This is a genomic window from Amycolatopsis sp. NPDC049688 (assembly GCF_040674975.1).
In the GTDB taxonomy this organism is placed as follows: Bacteria; Actinomycetota; Actinomycetes; order Mycobacteriales; family Pseudonocardiaceae; genus Amycolatopsis.
Genome location: NZ_JBFANY010000004.1, coordinates 501303 through 523019, shown reverse-complemented (window position 1 = coordinate 523019; position 21717 = coordinate 501303). Strand labels below are relative to the sequence as shown.

Sequence of the window (21717 nt, the reverse complement as noted above, 5' to 3'; positions counted from 1 at the left end):
CTATCCCGGCTGGTGGGTGTAGGTGAAGCCGGAGATCTGGACGGTCTGCCCGACGGCGATCGAGGTGTTGTCGAGGGTGATGTCCCCGCCGCCGCCGGTCGCGGTGACGCTGCCCTGCATCACCTTCGAACCGCCGCCGGAGACGATCTCCCAGCAGCCCGCGGTCCCGGCCGCGGCCGCCGTGCCCGTGCGCGGGGTCGAGGCGAGCGCGGCCTGGCCGCTGGTGTTCGCCGACCCGAACGCGGTCGCGGCGAGCGCGATGGTGACGAGCAGCGTCCCGGCCGGTGTCGAGTCGGCGTCCGCCGGCTGGCTGCCGGTGTAGAACTTCAGGGAGCCGGCGCCGCCGACGTCGGTGCGGGCGGTGACCGCGTTGCACGCGGCCTGCTGGGACGCGTCGGGGATGCGAGTGGTCATGGTGCTACCTCTCCAGGAGCCGGGGCGGTGGTTGCGTCGGGCGCGGGGGCGTTCGCGCCGGCCCGGTACACCGCGGCCGGGGCGAGGACGGCGGCGCCGACGCCGAGGATCAGCACGGCGGCGGCGGTGTCGATGTGGACGCCGGCGAGGGCCAGGACGCCGACGACCGCGGGCGGGGTGAGGGTGCCCCACACTGCCGCGGTGGTCTTGCGGACCCGGGGCAGGGCGGCGATCACGCGCCGCAGGAACGCCTTCACGCCGGGGTCCCGAGGCGCGCGACGAGCATCTTCCGGACCTCGTCGGCGGTGTCCTCACCCGCGGCTTGGGTGACGGCCTGGGTGACGGCGGGCACGAGCTCGGCGAGCAGCTTCCCCTCGAGGGCGGCGGCGAGCTGGTCGGCGTCGACCGGGTGCGCGGCGCTGTCGGTGAGCAGCTTCGTCACCGTGGCGAGCGCAGTGCCGAGGGCGCCGAGCTTGGCGTCCATGTCCTTGACGAAGGCCGCGTAGTTGCGCCCGCCAACCGGCGGGCCGTCGAACACGTTGCCCCACATCAGGTTCTTGAAGTCCTCGGGGGTGAACGGCATGTCGTCCTCCTGGGCGGTGGTGAGGTGGGCGGTGGTGTAGGACTCGTCGAGGTCGACGGCCCCGGCCGAGCCCGGCAGCGTGCCGGAGCTCGAGTACTGGTGGACGTCGTAGCGGCCGAGGTACTGCGCGGCGCCGGGCGCTTCGGGGCGGGCGCCGTAGCGGGCGATCACGATCACCAGGCCCGGGACGTCCCACTGGTCCGGCCGCAGGACGCGGGCGAAGGCGGCGCTCATGTAGACCGCCGGCCGGTACCCGGCGGCCGCGACCCGGCGGCAGAACGCGACGCCGAACGTCCGTGCCGCCGCGTTCGCCTGGAACGGCGCCTCGAGGTCGAGCATCGGCGCGACCCCGCGCGCGCCCAGGCGGGCGACCTCACCGAGCAGCACATCAGCCTGGACCTCCGGGCCCGGGGTGAGCTGGGCGTAGTGGTAGCCGCCGACGGGGATGCCGGCTGCCTTGGCGCCGGCGACGTGGGTGTCGGGCACGTACCGGACGCCGCCGAAGGTCATCGAGTAGGCGGCGCCGCCGTCGGAGACCTTGACCCACGCGAAGTGGACATCGCTGACTTGGTTCCAGCGGAGGCCGCGCTGGTAGTACGGGTGTACGTCGGTTCCTCGGGCCACGGCGCGCTCCTTCAGTTCTTGGTGACGATCTGGATCACGGCGAAGCCGCCGCCGATCAGCGAGGAGGTGACCGCGGAGACGAGAGCGACCTTCATGGCGCTGAGGCCGCCGTCGCGCTGCTGCTGGTCGTTCGCGCGCGCCAGTTTCAGCTCGCGGATGTCGCGCTCGACGGCGACGAGCCGCTCGGCGTGGCCGGCGAGGGTCTCGCCCTGGTGGTCGAGCTTCTCGTCGATCCGGTCGACCTTGGTCTCGATCCGGCCCAGCAGGTAGTTCGTCGAGCCGGTGTTCTCGGTGGAGCTCATGCCGGCTGGCCTCTCTCGACGGCCGCCCGGAGTGCGGCGATCCGGTCTGGCGGAGCAGCGGCCTGCGTGGCGATGTGCGCGGTGCGGGCCTGCTCGACGAGCTGGCGTTTCAACTCGATGGCTTCGGGGTGCAGCGGCGACTCGTCGGCGACGCGCTGGCACGGGTGCGGGACGGCCGGCGTGTCCTTGGTGGACGCCCGGGTGCGGGTGCTGATGCGGTGCCGGAGCTTCGCGCGGGCGCAGCGCGCGAGGTGGTCGCGGCGCGCGGTGTCGATGTCCGGGGCGTCGTGCAGCTTGTGCCCGGCCGCCCAGTCCTCTTCGGACAGATGCGGCTCGGCGAGCACGATGTCCAGCAGGGTCGCCGTGTCGGCCGGGTCGATGTCGTACTCGGCAGCGCGCCATTCCAAAGTGTCAGCCGGAAGATAGTGGCGATGCCCGATCTCGGTGCCATCGTCGGCGGTCTGTGTCCCGTAGATCACCCAGAATTGCCGGTCATTGTCGGTTTCGAACGCGACGTCGGTGTGCCGGATTCGCATGATCACGCCGTCCTGAAAATCCAGAGGTGGTAGAGATTGTCGGCGCCGCCACTTGAGCTGATCGCGACGCCGGTCGAGCTCGAGGAAGTCACCGCCCAGTAGCAGTCGGCCGCTGGGCCTTGCCGCGTGGCGACCGGGCGCATAGTGCCGATCATCGTCGGACCATAGGAGGCGCTAAGAATGATCGGGCCTGAGGCGCCGCCGCCACCGAGGGAGTTGACGAACAGCGCTGAATGCCCGGAAAACGCCACGCTGGTCGCCCATTTTCCGCGGAGGAAGATGCTTTCGTCGTCGGTGAACTGCAGGTAGGCGTCCGCGCCGGCGACCTGATGACCGAACACGCTGTTGCCGCTGTAGAAAGACACCTTGCCGCCGTTGATTGCGTTGGTGGCTTGGATTTCGCGCTGCTGCACGAAGTTGCCGCCGTTGAGCGACAGGGACACGCGGTCGGTGGTGTTGCCGTCGTCGTAGAACTCGATTCGCGCGGGCCCGGCGGGGTTCGGGTTGATGGCAACGCGCTGGCTGGCGCCGCCCGCTGACACACTGCCGAAGACGATGTTGCCTGCGGCGTCGCGGATCCGGACGACCTGGTTGCCGAGGCCATCGGGTCCGATGTAGACGATCTCGTTGTTGCTGGCGCCGAGCATCTTGAAGAAGGCGTTGTTCAGCAGGGTGAGGCCACCAGCGGCGATCGTGGCCGACGCGAGGCCAGTGCTTTTCCACAAGCGCTGGATATCGGCTTCGACGCGCTTGATCCGGTCGAGGAGGTTGCTCGGCAGACTGATCTGGCCCATCAGGCGACTCCGTCCAGCAGGGGCGCCATGGTCAGCTCGATGCGCTCGGCGCTGGCGCTGGGCGCGAACGCCATGTCCACCACCCGAACCGGGCCCTCCCAGCCAGTCCTGTGGAAGTAATCCGCCGGGATCTTCAGCCAGCCGTCGTCACCGCGGCTGACTTCAGCCGCGGTCGGGGAGGTGTCGCCGCGCACCAGGATCTTCGGGAGGACGATCGGCATCCGGCTGGCCTGCTGGTCGGCCTGCGCGTGCCCGCTCAGGGTGCCTGCGTCCTCGGCGGACCCGTACTGGGCTTCGTTCTCCAGCAAGGGGAAGCCGGTCGCGTACTTTGTAGTGTCCTCGGCGACGGCGATCGGTAGGCCGAGCTCGATGCCCTGGCCGGTGGCGAAGCTGCGGGTGTTCATGCGGGTGCCATCACTGGGCCAGGTGTAGCGGGTGGCGTTGCCGCCGACCTCCCAGCGGTGCGCGGAGCCCTGCTGGCCGAGCATCGGCGTGCCGACCTGGATTACCCGCTTCGGCGCCGACGTACCCGGGGCGACGTCGAACGCGATGTCCGGACCGTTGATGACGTTGGCCAGGTTGGTGAGGGCGTCGCCGACCTGGGCGAGGTCGTAGCCGTTGTAGGTGCGGTCGCGCAGCTGCCCGGAGGTGGCTGTGTCGGCCGGCACCACGAGGATGTTGCCGCCGGTGTGCGCCTGCGCGGTCGCGACCAGCTGGCGTGCGATGGCGTTCTGGTCGGTCGTGGCGTACGCCTCGGTGAGCGCGGCCACCTGGGTGAGCGTGCCGTCGGCGGTGAAGACCGGCAACACCTTGCGGTGGTCGAAGTAGCTCCACCAGTCGCCGGCGCCGATGGCGACGGTGCCGGTTGCCGAGTCGTAGGCGCGGGTCCAGATGATCCCGCCCCACATCGGCCTGTCGTCGCGGTAGGCGTAGACGACGCGGCGGCAGGGCATCGACAGGTCATAGGCGTCGAGGTGGGCGGTCTTCGGGCCGAGCTTCCAGTTCGCCGAGAACTTCCCCGACGCGCAGAGCGGCTTGTTGAACCGCACGCCGGTGAGGGCGACGTCCTCGAGGATCCGGTTCGTCGCGAGGTCGGCGATCTGGTAGCTGTAGACCGGGGCGGGCATCAGCTGTCCCGCCAGACCGCGAATTCAGCCACCCGGCCGGTGGTCGGGTTGAGCGACAGCGCGGCGCCGTTGTTGTACAGGTAGGCGCACAGCTGGGTGCCCGCGGCGAAGAACCGCTTCGCCGAGCACGCGGCTTCCGTCGTCCCGCTGGAGAAGTGCGGTGCGGCCCACCAGGACTGGCCGGCGCCGGGGCCGCCGCCGGTGCCGTAGATGCCGACGCCGAAGTTGTTGCTGGCGTTGAACGCTGCGCCCGCGGCGGCGTAGATGTTGTAGGTCCCGTCGGTGGTGATGTTGACGGTGTTGCCGCCGGTGAGGGTGACGCCGTTGGCGGGGATCCGGACGCCGCCGAAGGTCAGCTTGACCGCGCCGGCGCCGGAGCCGATGGACTGGGTGGCGTTGGCCAGCCACTCGCCGCCGATGCGGCTGGCGTTCTGGGTGGGGACCCAGGCCGAGCCGGTCCAGCGGTAGTAGTAGAGGTCGGTGGTGAGCAGGGCGATCTGGGCGGTGACGGGGTTGGTGATGTTCGCCAGGGCGGCGGTTCGGCAGAACATCGGGGCGCGCCACGCGGTGCCGTCGTAGGTCTCCTCCCAGTCCAGGTCGCGCCGGTAGACCGCCATCCCGTCGTAGGGGTTGGCGATCGCGTCTCGCTCGGCCTGGCTGGCGACCGGCAGCAGGCCACCGACCGCCACAGCAGACGGGAGGGCCACGTTCGCGATGTTGGCGGTCTGGATGGTCGTGGCGTTGGGCGGCACGGTGACGCGGGCGAGCAGCACGTAGTCGGCGCTGCCGGTGACGGTCGGGTCTATCGGGCTGCCGGCCGGGGTGCCGCCGACGCGCTTGACGACCATGTTGCTGTTCGCGTCGAGGAAGAAGGCGTCGGACTGCTGCGCGATGATGAGGTCGATGCGGGAGTTCGTCGGGTCCGCGGCCGTGCCGCCGTTGGCGGGGTTGAGGATGTCGATGTCCTTGATCGAGTCCAGGATCATCGTGTAGGTGCCGCCGCCGCGGCTGGACTGCCGCACGTAGCGGAACGGCTGGACGTGCACGAAGGTGTTCGCGGTCGGCAGGGTGGCCAGCACGCTGCCGGGCGCGTTCGTGGTGCCGGTGGGCACCATCCCGGATCGGGACGTGACCTGCCCGGCCGGTGTCCACAGGGCGGCCATGGCGTGCCGGGCGTCCTCGACGGTCTGGACGCCGACACCGCTGACCTGCTGGACGGCCCAGGAACCTCGTTCAGCCACGGGAAGTCCCCCTCACATCGAAGTCGAGTAGTAGAGCGCCTCGAGCAGGCCCTGCCCGTCGGCGCTGGTGAACCGGATCCGGGTCGTCGCCCCGGGCGGGATCGTGAACCAGCCCCGGGTGATCAGCTGGTTCGAGCGGGAAACCCCGTCGTCCAGCAGCACTGAGCGGTTCTCGTAGGTGAGCGTGACCCGGCTGCCCGACGGCAGCAGGTAGGCCGGGTCAAAGGCGAGCTGGGCGCCGCTGTCAGCGTTGGTGACTACCGGGCCGGTGCTGGCGCCGGTGATCCGGAAGACCGGCTGCGCAGGTGCTTCCCCGGCGTTGGTCAGCAGCAGCTCGCCGCCGGACGGCGTCGAGCCCCACACCAGCGGGTAGGTCAGCGGCCAGAGCAGGCCGCCGCCACCAGCCACCGGCGGGCTGACCGGCCCGACAACCTGCTGAGGCAGGTGCAGAATCCGCGGATTCGTCGCCCGCCACTGGATCGCGCCCTGCGTGTACCCGGTGCCGTTGCTGCGCGGCACCGGGATCGAGCGCCGGACGCACCGAGCGTTGACCATCGCCTTGACGCCGTCCCACTGGACGACCAGCGGCTCTTCGACGGGGTTCTCGTCGGGCGCGGTGGCCGCCCGGAGCGCCTTCTGCGCGGCCGCGAACCCGGCCGGGTCGGCGCTGATCGTGAACGACAGCTCGACCGTGCGGCGGTCGGAGAGCAGCTGGCCCGGCTGGCTGCCGTGGTAGTTGTCGAACGCGACGTCGCCGTCGCGCATGTCGGGCAGGTCGAGCCAGCCCTGCAGGTTCGTCAGCTTGTACGCCGACCCTGCGCCGAGCAGCAGCCCGCGCCACTCGACCTGGCCGTCCTTGGTGATGAGTTCGCCGGCCACGTCAGCCCCCCGTCCGCGAGATCCAGTCGAGGTCCTCGGCCACGTCCCACGGCGACGCGTTCGCCGGCGGGTGGAAGTTGTCGATGTGCACCAGCGCCCGGTCGCGCTGCACCGGCACGGGGACCGGGGTTTCGAGGCTGATGCCCTCGTGCTTCGCCCCGGCGGTGATGAGGTCGCGCGTGCGCTGAGATCCGTTGAGCGGCGCGTACAGCTCGTCGTAGAGCTGGTTGTCGCCGACCACCCGCTCGGTGCCCGGGGGGACCACCACGCCGACGGCGCTGGAGAGCGGTCGCATGCTTTCGGTGGCGGAGAGGCCGCCGGCGGCGAACCGGGCGACGTAGTTGCCGCTGGCGCTGTAGACCGGCGCCCCGGTCGGTGAGATCCCGGTCGGGGACTTTCCGCGCTGGGCGATCGTGACGTACACCGTCTTGTCGTGCAGGGCCGCCAGGGCGCGCTGCACGGCGAGTGTCGCGTCGAGCGCCTGGGAGTTGTCGCCGGTGAGGACGATCTGCTTGCCGTTGGGCAGCGTGTAGACGGCTTGGCCCACCTTGTTGATCTCGACCTTCAGGCCGAGCGCCTGCGCCTCGGTAACGGACATCTTCGAAATCGTCTGCTGCAGGCTCGCAGGGAGCGGCCCGTTGAAACTGCTGGCCAGCTTGATCGCCTCGGCGTTCGCTGCGCGCATCCCGTCGGACTGCTTGCCCATGTCCGTGGTGGCCTTGGACGCGGCAACGCCCTGCTGGTAGGCCGCGTTGATCTCCGCCTGCTGCGCCCGCTCCAGCTCGAGCGTCGCCTTCTCCTTGTCGCGGGTGCTGGCGGTGTGGTCCTTCATGACCTTGTCGTACTTCTCGGTCGCTTCCTGCGTGGTCAGGACGGCACCACGGAGGCCAAGCTGGCTGTTGTTCAGCTGCTGGGTGGCGTTGTACGCCTCCAGGGCGCGGTCGCGGACCTCGATGTACGACTTCGACAGGCCACTGAGGCCCTCCTCTTGCGCGAGGTAGGTGTCGTGCGCTTCGCGGGCCTGCCGGATCTGGTCGCCCACGGCGCCGGTGAGGTTCTCCGCGGCGCGCAGCGCGTTCTGCTGGCTGGCCGTCAGGTTGCCGTAGTCGTTGACGACGGTGTTGGCGGCGCCGCCGTTCTCCCGCAGCCAGTTCGTGTTGTTCTTCAGCGCGTCGGCTTGAGCTGCGGTGAGTTGCCCGGACCGTTGCCAGCCCTCGATCATGAAGTCTGTGTGGTGCTTCAGGGTTTCCAGCGCCACGGCGTTGCCCAGCGACGCGGCTTGGACATCGGACATCTTGATGCCGAGGGCGGCGGCGTTCCCGGCGGCGTCCTTGTCGGCCAGGGCCTTGGCAATCGTGGCCTTCGATGCTTCGCCGACGACGCCGGCGTCCTGGCGCAGCGCGTCGACCAGCTGCCGCACGGCTTCCTTGTGCTCGGCGGCCTTCTGGGCGGCTTCCTGCTGCCGTCGGCCGAGCTCGGAGAGCAGGATCGACAGGCCGACCGTGGCGATCGCGGCCGGGCTGAACGCGCCTTCGACGAGGCCCTGGCCGGCTGTCTTCAGGGCGTCGATTGGGCCCTTCGCGGCCTTGACCTTCGCGGTCAGGCCCTCGAACTTCGCGGACGCGTCGATCCCGAACTTCGACAGGATCATGTTCGTGGCGAGCAGGGAGCCACCGAACTGGGTGACTTCCGGCGGCAGCGCGGACAGCACCGACACCAGGCCGTTGATCACGCCGAGCGTGCCGGACCCGGCCTGGCCGAAGCCGTGCAGGAAGGTGACCACCGGCGAGCCGGCCGAGGTGACCTTCAGCAGCGCGGACTCGACCTGCGCGAGGCCGCCCTGCAGCACGCCGAGCTCGCTGTGGTTGGCGGCCAGGTTGGTGACCAGGTTGCCGAGGAACCCGAGCAGGTCCCGCGTGATCCCGCCCAGCTGCCGCATCCCGGCGCCCGCATCCACCGAGCCGCGGGACATCGCGATGAACATGTCGGACACGCCGGCCCCGGCCTGCCCAGCGAACTCACGGATCCCCTTGATCTGCGGCAGCGCGTTGCGGGCGGCGACCTCGACGCCGGGCAGCGCTTCCTCGGCCAGGTCGGTCGCCGCGCCGACCAGCTCCCGGACGGCAGGCGCGGCGTCCTTCATGCCCTGCTGGATCCGCGGCGCCATGCGGGAGAAGGCCGCGTCGACGTCCCCCGCCGCCCCGACGAGCCCGTCCTCCAGCACGGTGGACATCTGGTTCGTCTGGCTGGTGATGTGCTCGGAGGTGGCGCTCCACGCGTCGGAGACCCGGCGGCTCTCCAGCGCGGCACCGAGCCCGACACCGACGAACGCGGCCGTCGCGATCGTGAGGGCCGCGACGACGCCGGCCGAGCCGACGGCGGCTGCGGTCGGCAGCCCGAACGAGAGACCACCGAACTTCATCGCGTCGAAGTTCGATTCGACCTTCTTGGCCGTGTCCTTCGTGGCCTTGTCGACCTTCTTGCCGGACTTCTCGGCCTCGTCGGCGATGTCGTCGAGGTCGTGCTTCGCTGAGATCTTGGCCCGGTCCCAGTCGTCCTTGTCCATGCGGAGGTAGGCGACGAGCTCGCCGATGTTCAGCGCCACGCGGCTACCTCCTTCGGGGATCGGACGGTGGTAGTGGGGGGAAGAACACCCGGTGCACGCGGGTGTCCGGGGACTGCAACAGGCCTTGAATGCGGATCCGGAGCCACCGCCAGGACCGGGCCCTCAACAGGGCCCGGTCGCCGACGTCGATTCCGTACAGCTCGTGCAGGTCCGTCTCGACGAGCGCCCACTTCGCGAGCAGCTCGACCCAGGTCGGGCCTACCGTGCCTTCGGCTTCGGCTTTCGCTTCCGGGCTGAGGTCGTACCAGCGGTGGAGCCCGGTTGCCGCGTCGTAGTCGCCCCGTCCCGTGACGCCTTCCGGCGTGCCTTCCGGTTCGGGGCCGGGGCTTCCCCCGGCAGCAGCTGCTCGGCGACCTGCTCGCCCATCGTGAAGTGGATGAACGCGTACTGCGTCACCCCGGCGATCTTCCGCAACGGCACCTGGTCGGCGCGCAGCTCGTCGTAGACGTCGCCGAGCACCATCCGGGTGAGGTCGATCTCGCGGCCGCCGTCGAACTGGAGGCTGGACAGCTCCTCTGGCGTGACCTCGGCGCCGGCCGCGGTCTTCTTGGCGGTCTGGGCCAGCGCCATCAGGTACAGGCCGGTGTCGGCGTCGGGCTCGGCGATCCGGTACTCCTTGCCCTCCGGATGCGCCTTGCCCGACACCTTGACCGCCAGCACGTCGTCCCCGAGGAACTGCGTGAGGTCCTTGAGCACGGCCATCAGCTGTAGGTGTACTTCGACTGGGCGGTGGCAGCCGAGGCGCCGGCACCGTTGGTGACGACGACGTCGACCTGGCCGGCCGCGTGCGCGGGGGCGATGGCCTCGATGAGGCCGTCGGAGATGACGTCGTAGGCGGTGGCGTTGGTGCCGCCGATCTTGACGCTGGCCGCGCCCGTGGTGCCGGTGAAGTTGGTGCCCTGGATGCGGACGAGGTTGCCACCTGCGGTGGTGCCGCCGGCCGGGACGACCGCGGTGAGGACAGGGATGACGGAGCCGGTGTTCGGGTGCGTGATCGCGACGAGCTGCCCCTGGCCGTCCAGCGTGAGCGACACGGCGTTGAGGTCGCTCATCTTCCCGCCGTCGGGCGACCAGGTGACCGCGGCCCAGCCGTCGTACGCCTCCGCGCGCGGGCCACCCGGGGTCATCTCGTAGAACCGGATGTGCGCGGAGTTCGCGGCGCCGAGCTTGCCGATCGCCTTGCCGCGGAGGAACTCCTGGCCCGGGTCGTACGAGGTCTGGTCGGCCTTCAGGACCTTGCGAACGATCTTCGCGTCGACGCCCCACGCCTCGGCGGTCTTCGTCTTCGACATGAAGCCGGCGCTGTCGAAGTCGGAGTCGTCCTGCAGCGTCGGGTCCAGCTTCTGCTTGAAGTCCGTCATGCCCATGACGGGGATCCACACGGGCGCGGTGGTGCTGCTGGCGGTGTCGACGTCCAGGTACCACATGATCTGGGTCGTGGCGGCGCCCAGCGGGGTGCGAGTCGGGACGGGCATGTCGTGCTCCTAGGTGCGGTTGGCCGTGGGCCGGTTGACGGTGACGTAGTAGTTGTCCGAGCGTTCCCAGCGGTTGTTCTCGTCGCGGCCGAGCGGCCCGCCGGAGTTCCGCAGCGCTTGCACGACCCGGATCGCACCGACCGTGTGCGCCTGCGGGTGGTGCAGCAGGTCGAACAGCGCGTCGGCCAGGCCCTCGACGTCGTGCGGGTCGCTGCCGCCGCGGGTTCGGACCTGCAGTCCGACGACCGAGTCCGAAAGGGACGGATCGTCGCGCACCGGGTACGCGGTGAGTGTGATCGCCCGGTCCGGCTCGGAGGGCATGGCGCCGAAGGTGATCGCAGTCTCCGACGCCTGGTAGGCGCTGCCGTCGCTGCGGACGGTGCCGATGCCGGCCGCGGCGATCAGCGCGGCATACCCGTCCAGCAGGTCCCCGGTGAAGCTCATTCGAGGGCCTTCCTCAGCTCGGCCGCGAGGATCTCGGCGACGGTGGCCTGCTCGGCGTTCAGCGGGCCCTCGAGGTACTTCGCGGTGCGGCCGTTGGCGTGCCGCAGGTCGAGCCGCTCGTGCTGGTACCGGGCATACACGGTGTCGTACGACACCGCCGCGGCGAGCCCTTCGTGGCTGGCCACACCGGACCGCTCCAGCGTGCCCTCCTCAAGGGGCACAACGGCACGGGACGCCTGCAGGACGTGCTCCGCGCCGAGCGCCAGGCCGTGCTCGGCCGCGGACTCGGCCCGCTCGTCGATCAGGCCGCCGTGCCAGGTCACCTCGGCGCGGATGCTCACGTGCAGTTCACCTCCACGTGCGAGGGGACCGGCAGCGTGCCGCCGTCGCGGTCAGCGACGGTGATGACGGTGGCCACGCGGGTGCCGAGGTCCACACGGGACTGCGGGGGTGCGACGGTGCCGGGCGGGCAGTACAGCGTCGTCTCCGACACGACCTGTTCCCCGGTGCCGGAGCGGACCAGGCGCCGCTTGTCGTCACGGAAGCACCGCACCACCACACCCGCCCCGTACACGGGCCCGTTGGCGCCCGCGCCCGCGAAGGGCTCGATGGTGGCGGTGTGCTGCAGCAGCCAGCGGGGTAGCTTCACAGCCAGCCCTCCCACGTGTACGACCCCACGATCGCGCCGGGGGTGACGCCGTCGGCGAGGATCGTCGCCGCGGTCGGGGCGAGCCGGCCGTCGTTCCCGCCCGCGGCGGCCGCGCCGCCGCCGCGGGACATCGACACCGACCCGATGCTGACGTTGTTGAACTGGCCAGCGACGCCCTGCTCGTCGCCGGTCTCGGCCCACCAGTACACCTGCGCGCAGGTGGCCAGCCGGAACGTCTCCCGGATCTTCGTGTCGGTCGGGTAGCCGTCGCTGTCGACGTCGTAGATCGCCGTCTTGGTCGCCCGGCGGATCTCCCTCGAGGCTGACTCCAGCTGCCGCGCGAGTTCGGTGTTGCTGCTGGACAGCGTCACGTCTTCGGGCTTGTGCTCGGCCAGGTCGCCGAGGGTGGCGTACACAAGTGCCACGAGGGTTCACCTCCTCCAAGGGGGTTGCGCGGGCCCGGTCTCCCGTCCGGGCCCGCGCGGGCTTACTGCGCGATGACGAGCGGGACCTGGCGCTTGAACGCCGGGGTGGCGATCGTCGCCGGGGCGGTCGCGGTCAGGCCGGAGCCGGACGTCTGGGCGAGGTTGCCCTCGCCGGTCAGCACCGGCTTCGCGCCGGCCGAGGAACCGACCAGCGTCGGCACCGTGGTGGCGGTGACCGACAGCGCGGCCCAGTAGATCCCCGAGGTGGCGATCCGGACCGGGCTGGCGAGGGTGAACGTCTTCGCCGTGTCCGCGGCCCACGCGCCGTTCGTGCCGTCCGCGGACTGGGCCAGCAGCGCCGGGGTGGCGGCGTTGCTGTACAGGGCGGCGAACTGGTTGGTCGGCGTCCCGGCCGCGGTGCCCGCGGAGATGAACGTCAGCGAGGACACGAGGTCGCCGGCGTTCAGCCACAGGGCCACCGACAGCAGCACGCCGGACGCGGCCGCCGGGACGTCGTCCAGGCCCACCCGCGGCAGGTTGCACCGGTGGAACGTCTGGGTCGGGTCCGGGCGGTCCGAACTGGACAGGAACGCGATGGCGTCGCGCACGACGCCTCGGTACGCGCCGAGCTGGCTCATGCCTGCGACTCCTTCGTGATCGTGGCGGCCAGCTCCTTGAGCTGGTCACGCTTGAGGTCCTTCACCTGGTCCTGCGTCGCGCCGATAGCCAGGCAGTGGGCCCGCCAGTCGGCCTCGGACGCGTTGCCCGCGGGCGCGATGGTCGGGTCGTCGGCGAACGTCAGCACCGGCGCGGGCGGCTCGGTCGCCTCCGGCTCGGCCGGGGTCTCGTCGAGCTCCTCGACGGTGTAGCCCTGGGAGCGGAAGTAGGCGAGCGGGCCGTCGCCGACCTCACCCTCGTACACGCCCTTCGCGAAAGCGCACCCGCCGACCTCGCCGGTGAACTCCGCGACGGGAGTGGAGATCCGGAACTTCGTCACTGGACCTTCACCCCCCGCAGGACCGCGCACGCCTTGGTGTTCTTCAGCACCATGGCGACCGGGCCCATCTCGACCTCGCCGGTCTTGACCGCGCCGGCGGTCGAGTAGTCCGGCATCCAGGTCTGCACCAGCTGGTGGTTGGCCGGGCTCGCGCCGTGCAGCGCGTCGAGGCCGAAGGTGGCGGCGTACAGGTCGGTGGTGCCGGTGCCGGAGATCGGGATGATCGGCGAGCCGCCGTCCTCCCGGTCGCCGAGGTCGACCAGCGTCCAGTCGCCGTACTTCTGGACCTCACGGCCCAGATCGTCCTTCGTGGACGTGTACATCGACGCCCAGCGCGCGAGCGCGCGCACACGGGTGATCGACTTCGTGTTGCCCAGGATCGCCTTCTCGCCCGGCGGCAGCGCGCCCGGCTCGCCCTGGTCGCCGCCGCCGACGTGCGACGGCACGATGGTGGACAGCCAGTCGTCCAGCTCGTCGAGGCGGGTGTTCGCCAGCGCCTGGGTGTTGACCGTGGCCGGCGTCCAGTCCGCCGAGCCCGCCGAGTAGCCGGCCGTCTTCTCGGTCGTGGTGCCGGTCAGGGCCTTCGAGAGGCCGTCGAAGCCCAGGGAGTCGACTGCCGTGTCGCCCAGGATGAGCTCCCGGTTGAAGCGGCAGCGCGTCGAGACGAGCACCTGCTGCATCTGGAAAGTCGTCTCGTTGGTGGCCGCACCGCCCAGGTTGGCCAGCACGCGGTCGATCGTGAACGCGCCACCGAGCGGCTTCAGGTCCGCGGTGAACCGCTGACGCTGCGCCTGACCGGGCGTGTACTCGGTGTTGAGCGCGCGGAACGAGGCCGGCGCCGCCTGGGTGAGCCGGGTGTAGCCGTAGGTCAGCGTGCCGCCGCCGGTGCCCGGCACGACGGTGTCGTCGAAGACGATCCGATCGAACAGCCAGTTGTACCGGCGCAGGTTGTCGATGACCGCGTAGTCGACGTCGGTCTGCGTGTTGAGCTGCGCCTGAGCGAGCGTCACAGGCATGTCGTGCTCCTTGGGTTACTTGCCGCCGTAGTGCTTGGACACGGCGGCTGCGAGGGAACGGGGTCGGGTGGTCGGGGTGCCGGTGCCGCCCGGGTGGTCGCCGCCGGATCGGGTGGCCGTGGAGGCCGCGCCGGCGGTCTTGTGCTTCGGGTGGTCCTCGACCCACTTGGCGATGTGGGCCTTGAGCTTGGTCCGGAAGTCCGAGGACTTCGGGTCGAGCTCGATGAACTCGCCGAGGCTGTCGAGGAAGGCGTTGCTGTCGAGCAGGGCGTCCGCGTCCGCGCCGGCCGGGCCCGCGACCCGGAGGATCGCGTTCTCCGCGGCGGTCTCCCAGTTGACGGCCTGCTGCTGCGTGACCTGGGCCGCCAGGGCCTCGGGGTCGGGCGGAGCGTCGGTGCCGTCGGGCAGGAGTCCGTACGCCTTGAGCACGGCGTCGCGCTGTTCCTTGGCCGCCTGGGCCTGGGCTGCGCTCTGCTGCTTGTCGGTACGGTGCCGGGCGTTCTCGGTACGCAGGTCCTCGATGACCTTGCGGACATCCGGGGGCAGCGTGGACAGGTCGGTCTTCGTGTCCGCGGGCGGCTGGCTGGCCGGCGCCTGGCCGGTCGTCTGCTGCGCGGGCGGCTGCTGGGTCCCCTGCGGCGCCTGGCCACCGGTCCCCGCGTCGGCCGGGGCGCCTGGCCCCTGCGACGGTTCTGCCATGATCGTACGTCCTTCCTGGACGGTCTACTCGGAACCCTGCGATTTCGCCGCTTTCGCGGCGAGTCGCCCGAACTTTCGGGCGCCGTACTTCTTCCGGCCGGCCGCCGCGGCGACTGCCTTCGGGTCGTCGGCGCCCTTCGCCGCCACCTGGGCGACGAGCTTGCGGAACCGGGCTCCGGAGCCCAGCTTCGGTGTGTCGGCCACGGTGGGCCCTCCTTCGATCAAGTCAGGACGGCCATTCCGGGGCGGCCTGCGGCTTCTTCCTCAGGTTCTTGAGCGCGGCCAGCTGTGCGCGCTCGCCCGGGCCGAGCCGCTTCCGCTTTGACAGCGCGGCGATCTTCTTCTCGACCCCGGCGTCGCCGTGCATCTGCAGGTACTTCTGGGCGAGATCGGCGTGGTCGGCTTCGGTCCGCGACGCGGCCAGCTTCTTCACGTCGGTGCTCGGCGACGGCTTCACCGCAGCAGCGGCCGCCGTCGGAGGGAGGAGGCTGACCAGGTGGTTGTCATCGCTGCCGAGCCGGACAGCGGCGTCGTGGTCTTCCTGTCTGAGGACCTTGCGGTTGTCCTCGGGGACCAGGTTGATCTTTCGCTCGCGGTTCATCCGCTTGAGGTGCGTGTCCTGCTCGGAGCGGGAGTAGCCCTGTTGATCGAGGGCCTTCCGCAGGGCTGCCAGGCTGGCGTATCTGCCCTTGCCGCGGGTCAGCTGTTCGATGTGGCTCGTCGTGTGGTTGTCGAAACGGGCCTCGGGGGTGTCGGCGGTCGCCTTCGGGGTCGCCGCGGCCTTGCGTGCGGACGGTCGTGCCTTCGCGATCGGGAGCTGACCGCCCATGGAGCCCTTGTCGTGGTCGGCCGCGGTCAGGTTGCCCTTGACCGTGCCGCTGTCGAGCTTGCCGCTCACCTTGCCGCGGCCGTGGTGCTCGACGGCGGCCTTCTTCTTGGCCGACAGCTTCTTGTGCCGGCCGCCGCTGCCGAGGCGCATGTGCGCGAACGCGGCGCGCTTGGCCTCCGGCGTCAGCTCGTCGAAGTTGAACGCCACCAGGGTCTCCTCATCGGGCTGTGCCGATCCGCTCGCGGTGGGGCTGGCGGAACAGCTGGGTGGGTGCGGTCTTGAGGTGGTCGCGGATCTCGGCCTGGGTGGCGCGGACCTTCGCCTCGAACACGCGGCGGGCGGCTGGGTCGAGCGCGGCGGCGGCCTGCAGCTTGTCCTTGCGCACCTTCCGTTCCAGCGCGCGCAGCTTCTGCCGGGCCAGGTCGCCGTCGGGGTCCGCGGTGTCGGTCGGGAGCCGGGTCACGCCGGGCAGGTACGCCGAGAGGCTGTGGCGGCAGTTCGGGTGTAGCAGCCCGGCTTCGACCGCTTCGAGGACCGACCCGGCGACGTGGACGGTGACGGTGCGGTCCTGGGTGCCGTGCTGCACGCGGACGTCGCGCGCGCCCGGGCCTGTGCGGGCGAGGACCTTGCCCTCCCACGGTCGGCACCGCTTGCACTCCTGCGGGGCGTCGGAGACGACCACGAGGTTGATGCCGGCGGAGGCGAGCCGGTCGAGGTTGCCCTGCACTGCGGCCTGCGCGGTGCCAGTGCGGGAGGCCATCTCAACGTAGGAGGCGAGTTCCCAGCGGCGGCCGGCCTTGTCGACGAACCCCGTGATCCCGCGGGCCAGCAGCTCCTCCCAGGCGCGCTGTGCGGTGCGGAGGCGGGTCTCCCGCCCGGTGAGGGTGCCGGTGAGCATCATCTTCGCCATGACCTCGCGGTAGGCGTCCTGCTCCCAGCGGAGGATCCGCACGTGCGTGCCGAGCAGCTTCGAGGTGAGCGCGTACACCATCCGTTGGATCGCGCCGAGCTGCGGCAGCTGCTTGCGGAGGTCGGCGAGCATCCGGTCGGACATCCCGGACCGCTTGGCCAGCTCGGCGATCGCGGCCTCGCCGCCGCGGTGGTAGGCCAGCACCACGGCCTGCTCAACGGTGCCGGTGAGGTCCCGCTCGATCTGGTTCAGCAGCGACCGGGCGCCGCGGGACAGGATCCCGAGCGCGGCCAGCTGCTTCTCCGCGTCCGGGGGCTCGGCGATGCCGGCGCGCAGCTGGCGGGAGATCTGGTCGGCCAGCTGGACCTCGAGCCCGTGGTAGAGCTCGGCGATCGTCCCGGCGATGTCCGCGCCGAGCGTCCGGTCGACCGGCATCGCGCGCTACTCGCCCGCCGGGGGCTTGTCGGCCGGCGGCCCGTCGCCCAGGTCGCCGGTGAAGGTGTCGGGGTTCTGCACCTGCATCGGGCCCGACTCCTTGAGGATCCGGGCGACCTCTTCGTCCACCTCGGACTTCTCCCACTCGGGGTGCAGGAGCCGGACCTTCGTCTCGGTGGACGCGGCCCGGGCGGCCTCCAGCTGGGCGAGGGTCCCGGCGAGGCTCGTGGGGTCCTGCTGGACGGCGTCGGGGAAGTTGACGGTCAGCAGCTTGCCCGCGTCGACCTTCCAGCCGAAGCCCTGCGCGTCGGCGACCTTGAGCAGCGCCTGCAGGATCTCCGCCAGCCGCGGCCGGACGTACTTGACCTTCTTGTCTCGGGTGATCAAGCTCTTCCGCTCGCGCGCGGTGACTTCGGTCGCCGTCACGGCCACGTCGCCGGTGAGCCCGAACGTCTGCTGGCTGTAGCCGCTCGTCGTCACGATCCGGCCGACGTAGTGCAGCGCCATCCGCTCGTGTTCCTCGACGCGGATGGCGAACTGCTGCAGCGTCAACGGTGTGGAGCCGTCCGCCGCCGCCATCATCGGCAGGCCCTCGTACGCCTCGCGGTCCACGTCGAACTGCGCGCCTCGCCCCGGCCCGCGGTCCTGCAGGTACGCCTCCGGAACGATGATCCTCGCCTTGGCCAGCCGCAGGTCCCGCATCCACGAGGTGTAGATCTCGTCGACGGCGTCCATCAGCGGCTCGGTGGACGCGAAGTCGCTGCGACCGAACGGCGCGCACGCGGGCAGGTGGTCCCACGTGCGGTTCGGGCGGATGTTCGGGATGTACACCGCGGTCAGCTGGTTGATCCCGGTCAGGATCTTGCTGTCCTGGTCCACGACGTCGGCGAGCGCTTCGGTCTCGGGGTACTCGTTCAGCGGCGCCGGCTTGCCGAGGTCGGTCTCGGTGCCGACGTACACGCCGTGCAGGATCGCGCCCTTGCCGTCGACGACCTCGTGCCGCTCGAGGTGCCGGACGACGACCTGGGCGTCGCACGCCAGTTGCCGCACGAAGGTCACCGCGGCCAGCCGGCCGTAGCGCCACTCGGGGATGGCGGCGTCCGGGTGCACGGCCTGCAGCCACGGGCCGGCGGGGTTGACCTCGCGGTCCCACACGATCCGCAGGTACACACCGGACTTCGCGGCCGCGATCTCGGCGGCCTCCAGCAGCGTCGCGTGCAGGTCGTCGGACAGCAGGTCCTTCAGCTGCCCCTCAGAGCCCTTGTCGTCGGACGTGAGGGTGATGGGCTCGGAGAACAGCAGATCGGCGCTCGTGGTGGCGATGTCGGCCGCGACGGGCACGTGCAGCTTGGAGCGCTTCTCCCCGGGCGGGATGGGCTGGCCCCAGAACCATCGGGCCATGGTGCCGACCACGCCGCCGCGCAGCTGCGAGGGGCGCAGCTGAGGGTGGTTCACCAGCCGGGACCCGACGCGCTCGTAGGCGGTGGCGAGCTGGTCGGGGTTGCCGGAGTACCAGGCACCCCAGGTGTGCATCGTCTCGAACGCCTCGACGAAGTCACGCGGCGGCCAGGGCCCGCCTTCGGGGAGCGGCACGTCAGCCTGCCTCGGGCGTGTCGGGGACGTCGACCATGACCAGGACGGCGACCGGGACGCCGATGCTGATCAGGCCGTCGACGACCTCGCGGGCCGTCGCCCGGTCGTAGGTGACGGCCGGGACGGCGGCGAGCATGTCGGCCAGCTCGTCGGCGTTGGCGTAGCGCTGAGCCACGGTCAGACCTCCGTTCCGGCGTGGAAGCGGCGCGCCTGCTGGTAGCGCGCCGAGGTTTCGCCCGCCGCGCTCACGCTGGCCACGATGGAAGCCCACGTGTCCGCGTCGAGGACGATCTGCTCGCTGCACCGCTGGACAGCGGCGGCGATCTTCACGGAGCCGTCGTCCTGCCGGTCGAAGTACCAGCCATCCTGCGCGTGGAATCCGGGGTGATGAACGGCCACTTCAGACCTCCTCTTCGGCGACGATGCGCACGAGCGCGTCGACGGGGACGTGCAGCTCGGCGAGGGCGTCCAGCGCGGCGTTCGCGTGGTCCTCCCACGTCGAGTCCATGTCGTTCTCGCCGCGCATCCGCTCGGCCATCAGCGCGGCGAGCTCGGCCCGGGTGGCGTACCGGCGGCGCTGGACCATGTCAGTCGCCTTCGAACGGGTCGACCGGCTGGAATACCGCGCGGTTGAGGTGCATGAACCCCTCCTCGAACGCCGTACGCGCGAGGGCCAGCTGGCGCGGGTCGGTCGGCACGTTGGGCCGGGCGCGAACCCAGCGCCACAGCTTGGCGACGACCTCCTCGGTGTGCTTGATCTCGTTGACGGTGTCGAGGGCGTCCGGGGTCTGCTTGCGGTAGCCGGTGACGTTCTGGCTGCCGGTGTCGATCTCCTCGGCGCTCATTCGACGACGCTCCAGTCCTCGCCGAGCACGTCGCTCTGCGACGGCGCCCAGGGCACCAGCGCGCCGTCGACCGGGCACAGGAACAGGTACGGGCGCCGCATCTTCGAGTGCTCGTCGGGCACCTGCAGCTCGACGTACTGGCCGCCCGCGTTCCAGCCCGCGCGGGTGACCTTCCGGCCCTGCTTCAGGGCGTCGAGCGCTTCGCCGAAATTCATGCTGCCTGTCCTTCCTGGACGTAGGGGCGCCAGAGCGCCTCGGTGGTGTGGATGCCGTACCGGCCGCCGTCGAGCGAGTGGTCAGCCGCCTTGATCGGGGCGTCCTCGCCCTTCTCGGCCTTGTCGGGGTCCCAGCTGTAGCCGGGGATCTCGGAGATGAAGCCCTCGCAGGACTCGTGGACCTTGAGCAGGTCGCGGGCGAAGAGCGAGGACAGGGTACGGATGCCGTCGAGGACCTCGTTCCGCGCGAGCGTCGGGGTCAGCCCGTCGTGGTGCAGCTGCTGCACGAACGACGCCGCGCTCGGGTCGACGACCGTCCACTCCGGCCAGATCCCCTTCGCCGCGGGGAAGTTCGGGTGCGGAAGCTCGCCGAGCCAGCCCCGGAACCGCTCGCTGTACTCGACGTCGGTGAGGGACCGGCGCTGGTGCTTGGAGTCCCAGCGCCACTCGTGGGTGAGGTACAGGCGCCGCGTGCCGTCCTGCTCGGGGTGGCCCAGGCCGAGGAGCAGCGCGGCGAACGGGTTCGTGGTGCCGTAGTCGATGCCCGCGCTGAGCCAGCGGTCGATCTGCGGCAGCGTCTTGACGACGTGCCGGTCCGGGTCCCACATGTCGTAGACCGCGCCCTCAGCCAGGCACCACTCGCCGAGGATGAACCTGCGGTACCAGAGGCCGACGTACTGCCGCTTCAGCCGCGCCACGTACGCCGGGTCCAAGCTCGGGTTGTCGTCGAGCGTGAAGTGCCACGACCGCAGCCCGACGTCGGCCGCGCGGAGCACGAAGTCCTTCCGCAGCCAGTGCGCCGGCCCGTCGGGGTTCGTGGTGGCGTACAGCTTGGCGCCGCGGACCGAGAGGCGGGACAGCAGCATCATCCAGAACCCGCGGGGGAGCAGCGTCGCCTCGTCGGCGTAGGCGAGCGCGATGGTCGCGCCGCGGATCTTGCTCTCCGCCTGGACGTCGTTGGCGCCGATGATGTGCACCGTGCGGCCGAGGATCGTCGCGACGCCGGCGCCGCGGGTGTGGTGGACCTGCTTGGCTAGCACCCCGAACAGTTCGGCCGACTGGAGCGGCTCGATCAGGTTCCGCTCGATCGTTTCCTTCGTCTTCCCGCAGATGACGATCATGCCGATGTCCGGTGCGACGGCGAGGGCGATCAGGAACGCCAGCAGCGACGCGATCGTCTTCCCGGACCGGACGGCGCCGGACCAGAGCGCGATCTGCTCGGTCTGGCCGGCCTCGACGATCGACCGGATCTGCTTCGGCGACATGACCGCCAAGATCCGGGAGAGGTCAAGCTCCGGCATCGTCCGGCGGGAGCTGGTCGTACGCGGCCTGCAGGCCAGCAGCGAGGGCGCCGAGCATGCTCTTGGCGCCGTCGACGCCGCCGGAGCCGGTGTCGTGCTCCTCCAGCTTCATCGAGGTGTTCGCCGCGGTGGCGGTGGCCTGCATCAGCTTGAGCTTGTCCTGGGCGGTCGGCTCGGGCTGCGTCCAGACCTCGCGGACGAAGTCCTTGCCGCCGTGGTCGACGTAGGTGTGCGGCGTCCACAGCTGCGCCCGCAGCCGCGCGGCGTCGTCGAGGAGGTCCAGCATCAGCGCGGCCCGGCGCGCGCGGGCGTCGGCGACCTTGGCCTCGGTGGCGGCCTTCACGGCCTCGCGGTCGAAGCTGAGACCGAGCTCGGCGGCGATCTTCGAGACGGTGGCGCCGGACCGGCCGATGGCCTCGGCGATGGCGTTGCGGGACTCGCCGGCGGCGTGGAGGTCCCGGACGCGGCGCTTGTCCTCGTCGGTGATCGGGCGCGCTCTGGCCACGCGATCACCTCCAGCTGGTCTCGGGGTTGCCCTCCACGTCCTGCCCGTGCGCGGGCCTGGGCCGAGGGCTCTCGTCGACTCAGCCGGCGAGCCCCGGGTACAGCACCGCCCCCGCCGGTTGCTGCCCGGCGGGGGCGGTGGGTCCCGGAGCCGATCCCGGGTACGGCGCGATTTGTGTGTGAGCTTGAGGGGCGGGCATAGCTCCGCCCGCAGAAAGCGTGACACATGTGATCACCTGGGCCAAGCACCGGGG

General features: G+C 70.9%; 31 protein-coding genes. All 31 read right to left on the bottom strand.

Annotation, left to right across the window (positions count from 1 at the left end):
- Positions 1-414, bottom strand: coding sequence for a hypothetical protein (locus tag AB0J55_RS17845; RefSeq protein ID WP_364249078.1), 414 nt, complete (start codon positions 412-414; stop codon positions 1-3).
- Positions 411-671: a hypothetical protein gene (locus tag AB0J55_RS17840; protein ID WP_364249076.1), complete on the bottom strand. Its 261-nt coding sequence runs from the start codon at positions 669-671 to the stop codon at positions 411-413. The genes AB0J55_RS17845 and AB0J55_RS17840 overlap by 4 nt, the downstream gene beginning before the upstream one ends.
- Positions 668-1621, bottom strand: a complete 954-nt coding sequence (locus AB0J55_RS17835; protein WP_364249074.1) for a GH25 family lysozyme — start codon at positions 1619-1621, stop codon at positions 668-670. The genes AB0J55_RS17840 and AB0J55_RS17835 overlap by 4 nt, the downstream gene beginning before the upstream one ends.
- Before the next feature lie 11 nt (positions 1622-1632).
- Complete coding sequence (locus tag AB0J55_RS17830; protein ID WP_364249072.1) at positions 1633-1923, bottom strand: hypothetical protein; 291 nt, start codon at positions 1921-1923, stop codon at positions 1633-1635.
- Positions 1920-2465, bottom strand: a complete 546-nt coding sequence (locus tag AB0J55_RS17825; RefSeq protein ID WP_364249070.1) for a hypothetical protein — start codon at positions 2463-2465, stop codon at positions 1920-1922. The genes AB0J55_RS17830 and AB0J55_RS17825 overlap by 4 nt, the downstream gene beginning before the upstream one ends.
- Complete coding sequence (locus AB0J55_RS17820; protein WP_364249068.1) at positions 2462-3253, bottom strand: hypothetical protein; 792 nt, start codon at positions 3251-3253, stop codon at positions 2462-2464. Before AB0J55_RS17820 ends, AB0J55_RS17825 begins: the two co-directional genes overlap by 4 nt.
- A complete protein-coding gene (locus tag AB0J55_RS17815) occupies positions 3253-4380 on the bottom strand; it encodes a hypothetical protein (RefSeq protein WP_364249066.1) in 1128 nt (375 codons plus the stop codon). Before AB0J55_RS17815 ends, AB0J55_RS17820 begins: the two co-directional genes overlap by 1 nt.
- The gene (locus AB0J55_RS17810; RefSeq protein WP_364249064.1) at positions 4380-5621 is read right to left on the bottom strand and encodes a hypothetical protein; all 1242 of its coding nucleotides are present in this window, start codon (positions 5619-5621) and stop codon (positions 4380-4382) included. Before AB0J55_RS17810 ends, AB0J55_RS17815 begins: the two co-directional genes overlap by 1 nt.
- A gap of 12 nt (positions 5622-5633) precedes the next feature.
- The gene (locus AB0J55_RS17805; protein ID WP_364249062.1) at positions 5634-6500 is read right to left on the bottom strand and encodes a hypothetical protein; all 867 of its coding nucleotides are present in this window, start codon (positions 6498-6500) and stop codon (positions 5634-5636) included.
- Position 6501: 1 nt separating this feature from the next.
- The gene (locus AB0J55_RS17800) at positions 6502-9105 is read right to left on the bottom strand and encodes a hypothetical protein (RefSeq protein WP_364249060.1); all 2604 of its coding nucleotides are present in this window, start codon (positions 9103-9105) and stop codon (positions 6502-6504) included.
- A 219-nt stretch (positions 9106-9324) separates the two neighbouring features.
- Positions 9325-9828 carry a hypothetical protein gene (locus AB0J55_RS17795; RefSeq protein WP_364249058.1) on the bottom strand — a complete coding sequence of 168 codons (504 nt, stop codon included), beginning with the start codon at positions 9826-9828 and terminating at the stop codon, positions 9325-9327.
- Positions 9828-10601, bottom strand: a complete 774-nt coding sequence (locus AB0J55_RS17790) for an IPT/TIG domain-containing protein (RefSeq protein ID WP_364249056.1) — start codon at positions 10599-10601, stop codon at positions 9828-9830. The genes AB0J55_RS17795 and AB0J55_RS17790 overlap by 1 nt, the downstream gene beginning before the upstream one ends.
- Positions 10602-10610: 9 nt before the next feature.
- Positions 10611-11045, bottom strand: coding sequence for a minor capsid protein (locus AB0J55_RS17785; RefSeq protein ID WP_364249054.1), 435 nt, complete (start codon positions 11043-11045; stop codon positions 10611-10613).
- Positions 11042-11386: a hypothetical protein gene (locus AB0J55_RS17780; RefSeq protein ID WP_364249052.1), complete on the bottom strand. Its 345-nt coding sequence runs from the start codon at positions 11384-11386 to the stop codon at positions 11042-11044. The genes AB0J55_RS17785 and AB0J55_RS17780 overlap by 4 nt, the downstream gene beginning before the upstream one ends.
- Complete coding sequence (locus tag AB0J55_RS17775; RefSeq protein WP_364249050.1) at positions 11383-11694, bottom strand: hypothetical protein; 312 nt, start codon at positions 11692-11694, stop codon at positions 11383-11385. Before AB0J55_RS17775 ends, AB0J55_RS17780 begins: the two co-directional genes overlap by 4 nt.
- On the bottom strand, positions 11691-12119 hold the full coding sequence (locus AB0J55_RS17770) for a hypothetical protein (RefSeq protein ID WP_364249048.1): 429 nt from the start codon (positions 12117-12119) through the stop codon (positions 11691-11693). The genes AB0J55_RS17775 and AB0J55_RS17770 overlap by 4 nt, the downstream gene beginning before the upstream one ends.
- A gap of 62 nt (positions 12120-12181) precedes the next feature.
- The gene (locus tag AB0J55_RS17765) at positions 12182-12757 is read right to left on the bottom strand and encodes a hypothetical protein (RefSeq protein WP_364249046.1); all 576 of its coding nucleotides are present in this window, start codon (positions 12755-12757) and stop codon (positions 12182-12184) included.
- Complete coding sequence (locus tag AB0J55_RS17760; RefSeq protein ID WP_364249044.1) at positions 12754-13116, bottom strand: hypothetical protein; 363 nt, start codon at positions 13114-13116, stop codon at positions 12754-12756. Before AB0J55_RS17760 ends, AB0J55_RS17765 begins: the two co-directional genes overlap by 4 nt.
- On the bottom strand, positions 13113-14132 hold the full coding sequence (locus AB0J55_RS17755; RefSeq protein ID WP_364249042.1) for a major capsid protein: 1020 nt from the start codon (positions 14130-14132) through the stop codon (positions 13113-13115). The genes AB0J55_RS17760 and AB0J55_RS17755 overlap by 4 nt, the downstream gene beginning before the upstream one ends.
- Positions 14133-14147: 15 nt before the next feature.
- A complete protein-coding gene (locus tag AB0J55_RS17750; RefSeq protein WP_364249040.1) occupies positions 14148-14831 on the bottom strand; it encodes a hypothetical protein in 684 nt (227 codons plus the stop codon).
- Positions 14832-14855: 24 nt separating this feature from the next.
- On the bottom strand, positions 14856-15035 hold the full coding sequence (locus tag AB0J55_RS17745) for a hypothetical protein (RefSeq protein ID WP_364249038.1): 180 nt from the start codon (positions 15033-15035) through the stop codon (positions 14856-14858).
- A 22-nt stretch (positions 15036-15057) separates the two neighbouring features.
- Positions 15058-15867 (bottom strand): hypothetical protein, encoded by an 810-nt coding sequence (locus AB0J55_RS17740; protein WP_364249036.1) that lies wholly within the window; start codon positions 15865-15867, stop codon positions 15058-15060.
- A 10-nt stretch (positions 15868-15877) separates the two neighbouring features.
- Positions 15878-17005, bottom strand: coding sequence for a phage minor capsid protein (locus tag AB0J55_RS17735; RefSeq protein WP_364249034.1), 1128 nt, complete (start codon positions 17003-17005; stop codon positions 15878-15880).
- Between the two features lie 6 nt (positions 17006-17011).
- Positions 17012-18598 (bottom strand): phage portal protein, encoded by a 1587-nt coding sequence (locus tag AB0J55_RS17730; protein WP_364249032.1) that lies wholly within the window; start codon positions 18596-18598, stop codon positions 17012-17014.
- A gap of 1 nt (position 18599) precedes the next feature.
- Positions 18600-18773 carry a hypothetical protein gene (locus AB0J55_RS17725; protein WP_364249030.1) on the bottom strand — a complete coding sequence of 58 codons (174 nt, stop codon included), beginning with the start codon at positions 18771-18773 and terminating at the stop codon, positions 18600-18602.
- Positions 18774-18775: 2 nt separating this feature from the next.
- Positions 18776-18997, bottom strand: a complete 222-nt coding sequence (locus AB0J55_RS17720) for a hypothetical protein (RefSeq protein WP_364249028.1) — start codon at positions 18995-18997, stop codon at positions 18776-18778.
- Between the two features lies 1 nt (position 18998).
- The gene (locus AB0J55_RS17715; protein ID WP_364249026.1) at positions 18999-19184 is read right to left on the bottom strand and encodes a hypothetical protein; all 186 of its coding nucleotides are present in this window, start codon (positions 19182-19184) and stop codon (positions 18999-19001) included.
- Between the two features lies 1 nt (position 19185).
- Complete coding sequence (locus AB0J55_RS17710; RefSeq protein WP_364249024.1) at positions 19186-19443, bottom strand: hypothetical protein; 258 nt, start codon at positions 19441-19443, stop codon at positions 19186-19188.
- Complete coding sequence (locus AB0J55_RS17705; protein ID WP_364249022.1) at positions 19440-19658, bottom strand: DUF2829 domain-containing protein; 219 nt, start codon at positions 19656-19658, stop codon at positions 19440-19442. Before AB0J55_RS17705 ends, AB0J55_RS17710 begins: the two co-directional genes overlap by 4 nt.
- Positions 19655-20923 carry a terminase family protein gene (locus tag AB0J55_RS17700; protein WP_364249020.1) on the bottom strand — a complete coding sequence of 423 codons (1269 nt, stop codon included), beginning with the start codon at positions 20921-20923 and terminating at the stop codon, positions 19655-19657. Before AB0J55_RS17700 ends, AB0J55_RS17705 begins: the two co-directional genes overlap by 4 nt.
- Before the next feature lie 22 nt (positions 20924-20945).
- Positions 20946-21464 (bottom strand): helix-turn-helix domain-containing protein, encoded by a 519-nt coding sequence (locus AB0J55_RS17695; RefSeq protein WP_364249019.1) that lies wholly within the window; start codon positions 21462-21464, stop codon positions 20946-20948.
- Positions 21465-21717: the final 253 nt, after the last annotated feature.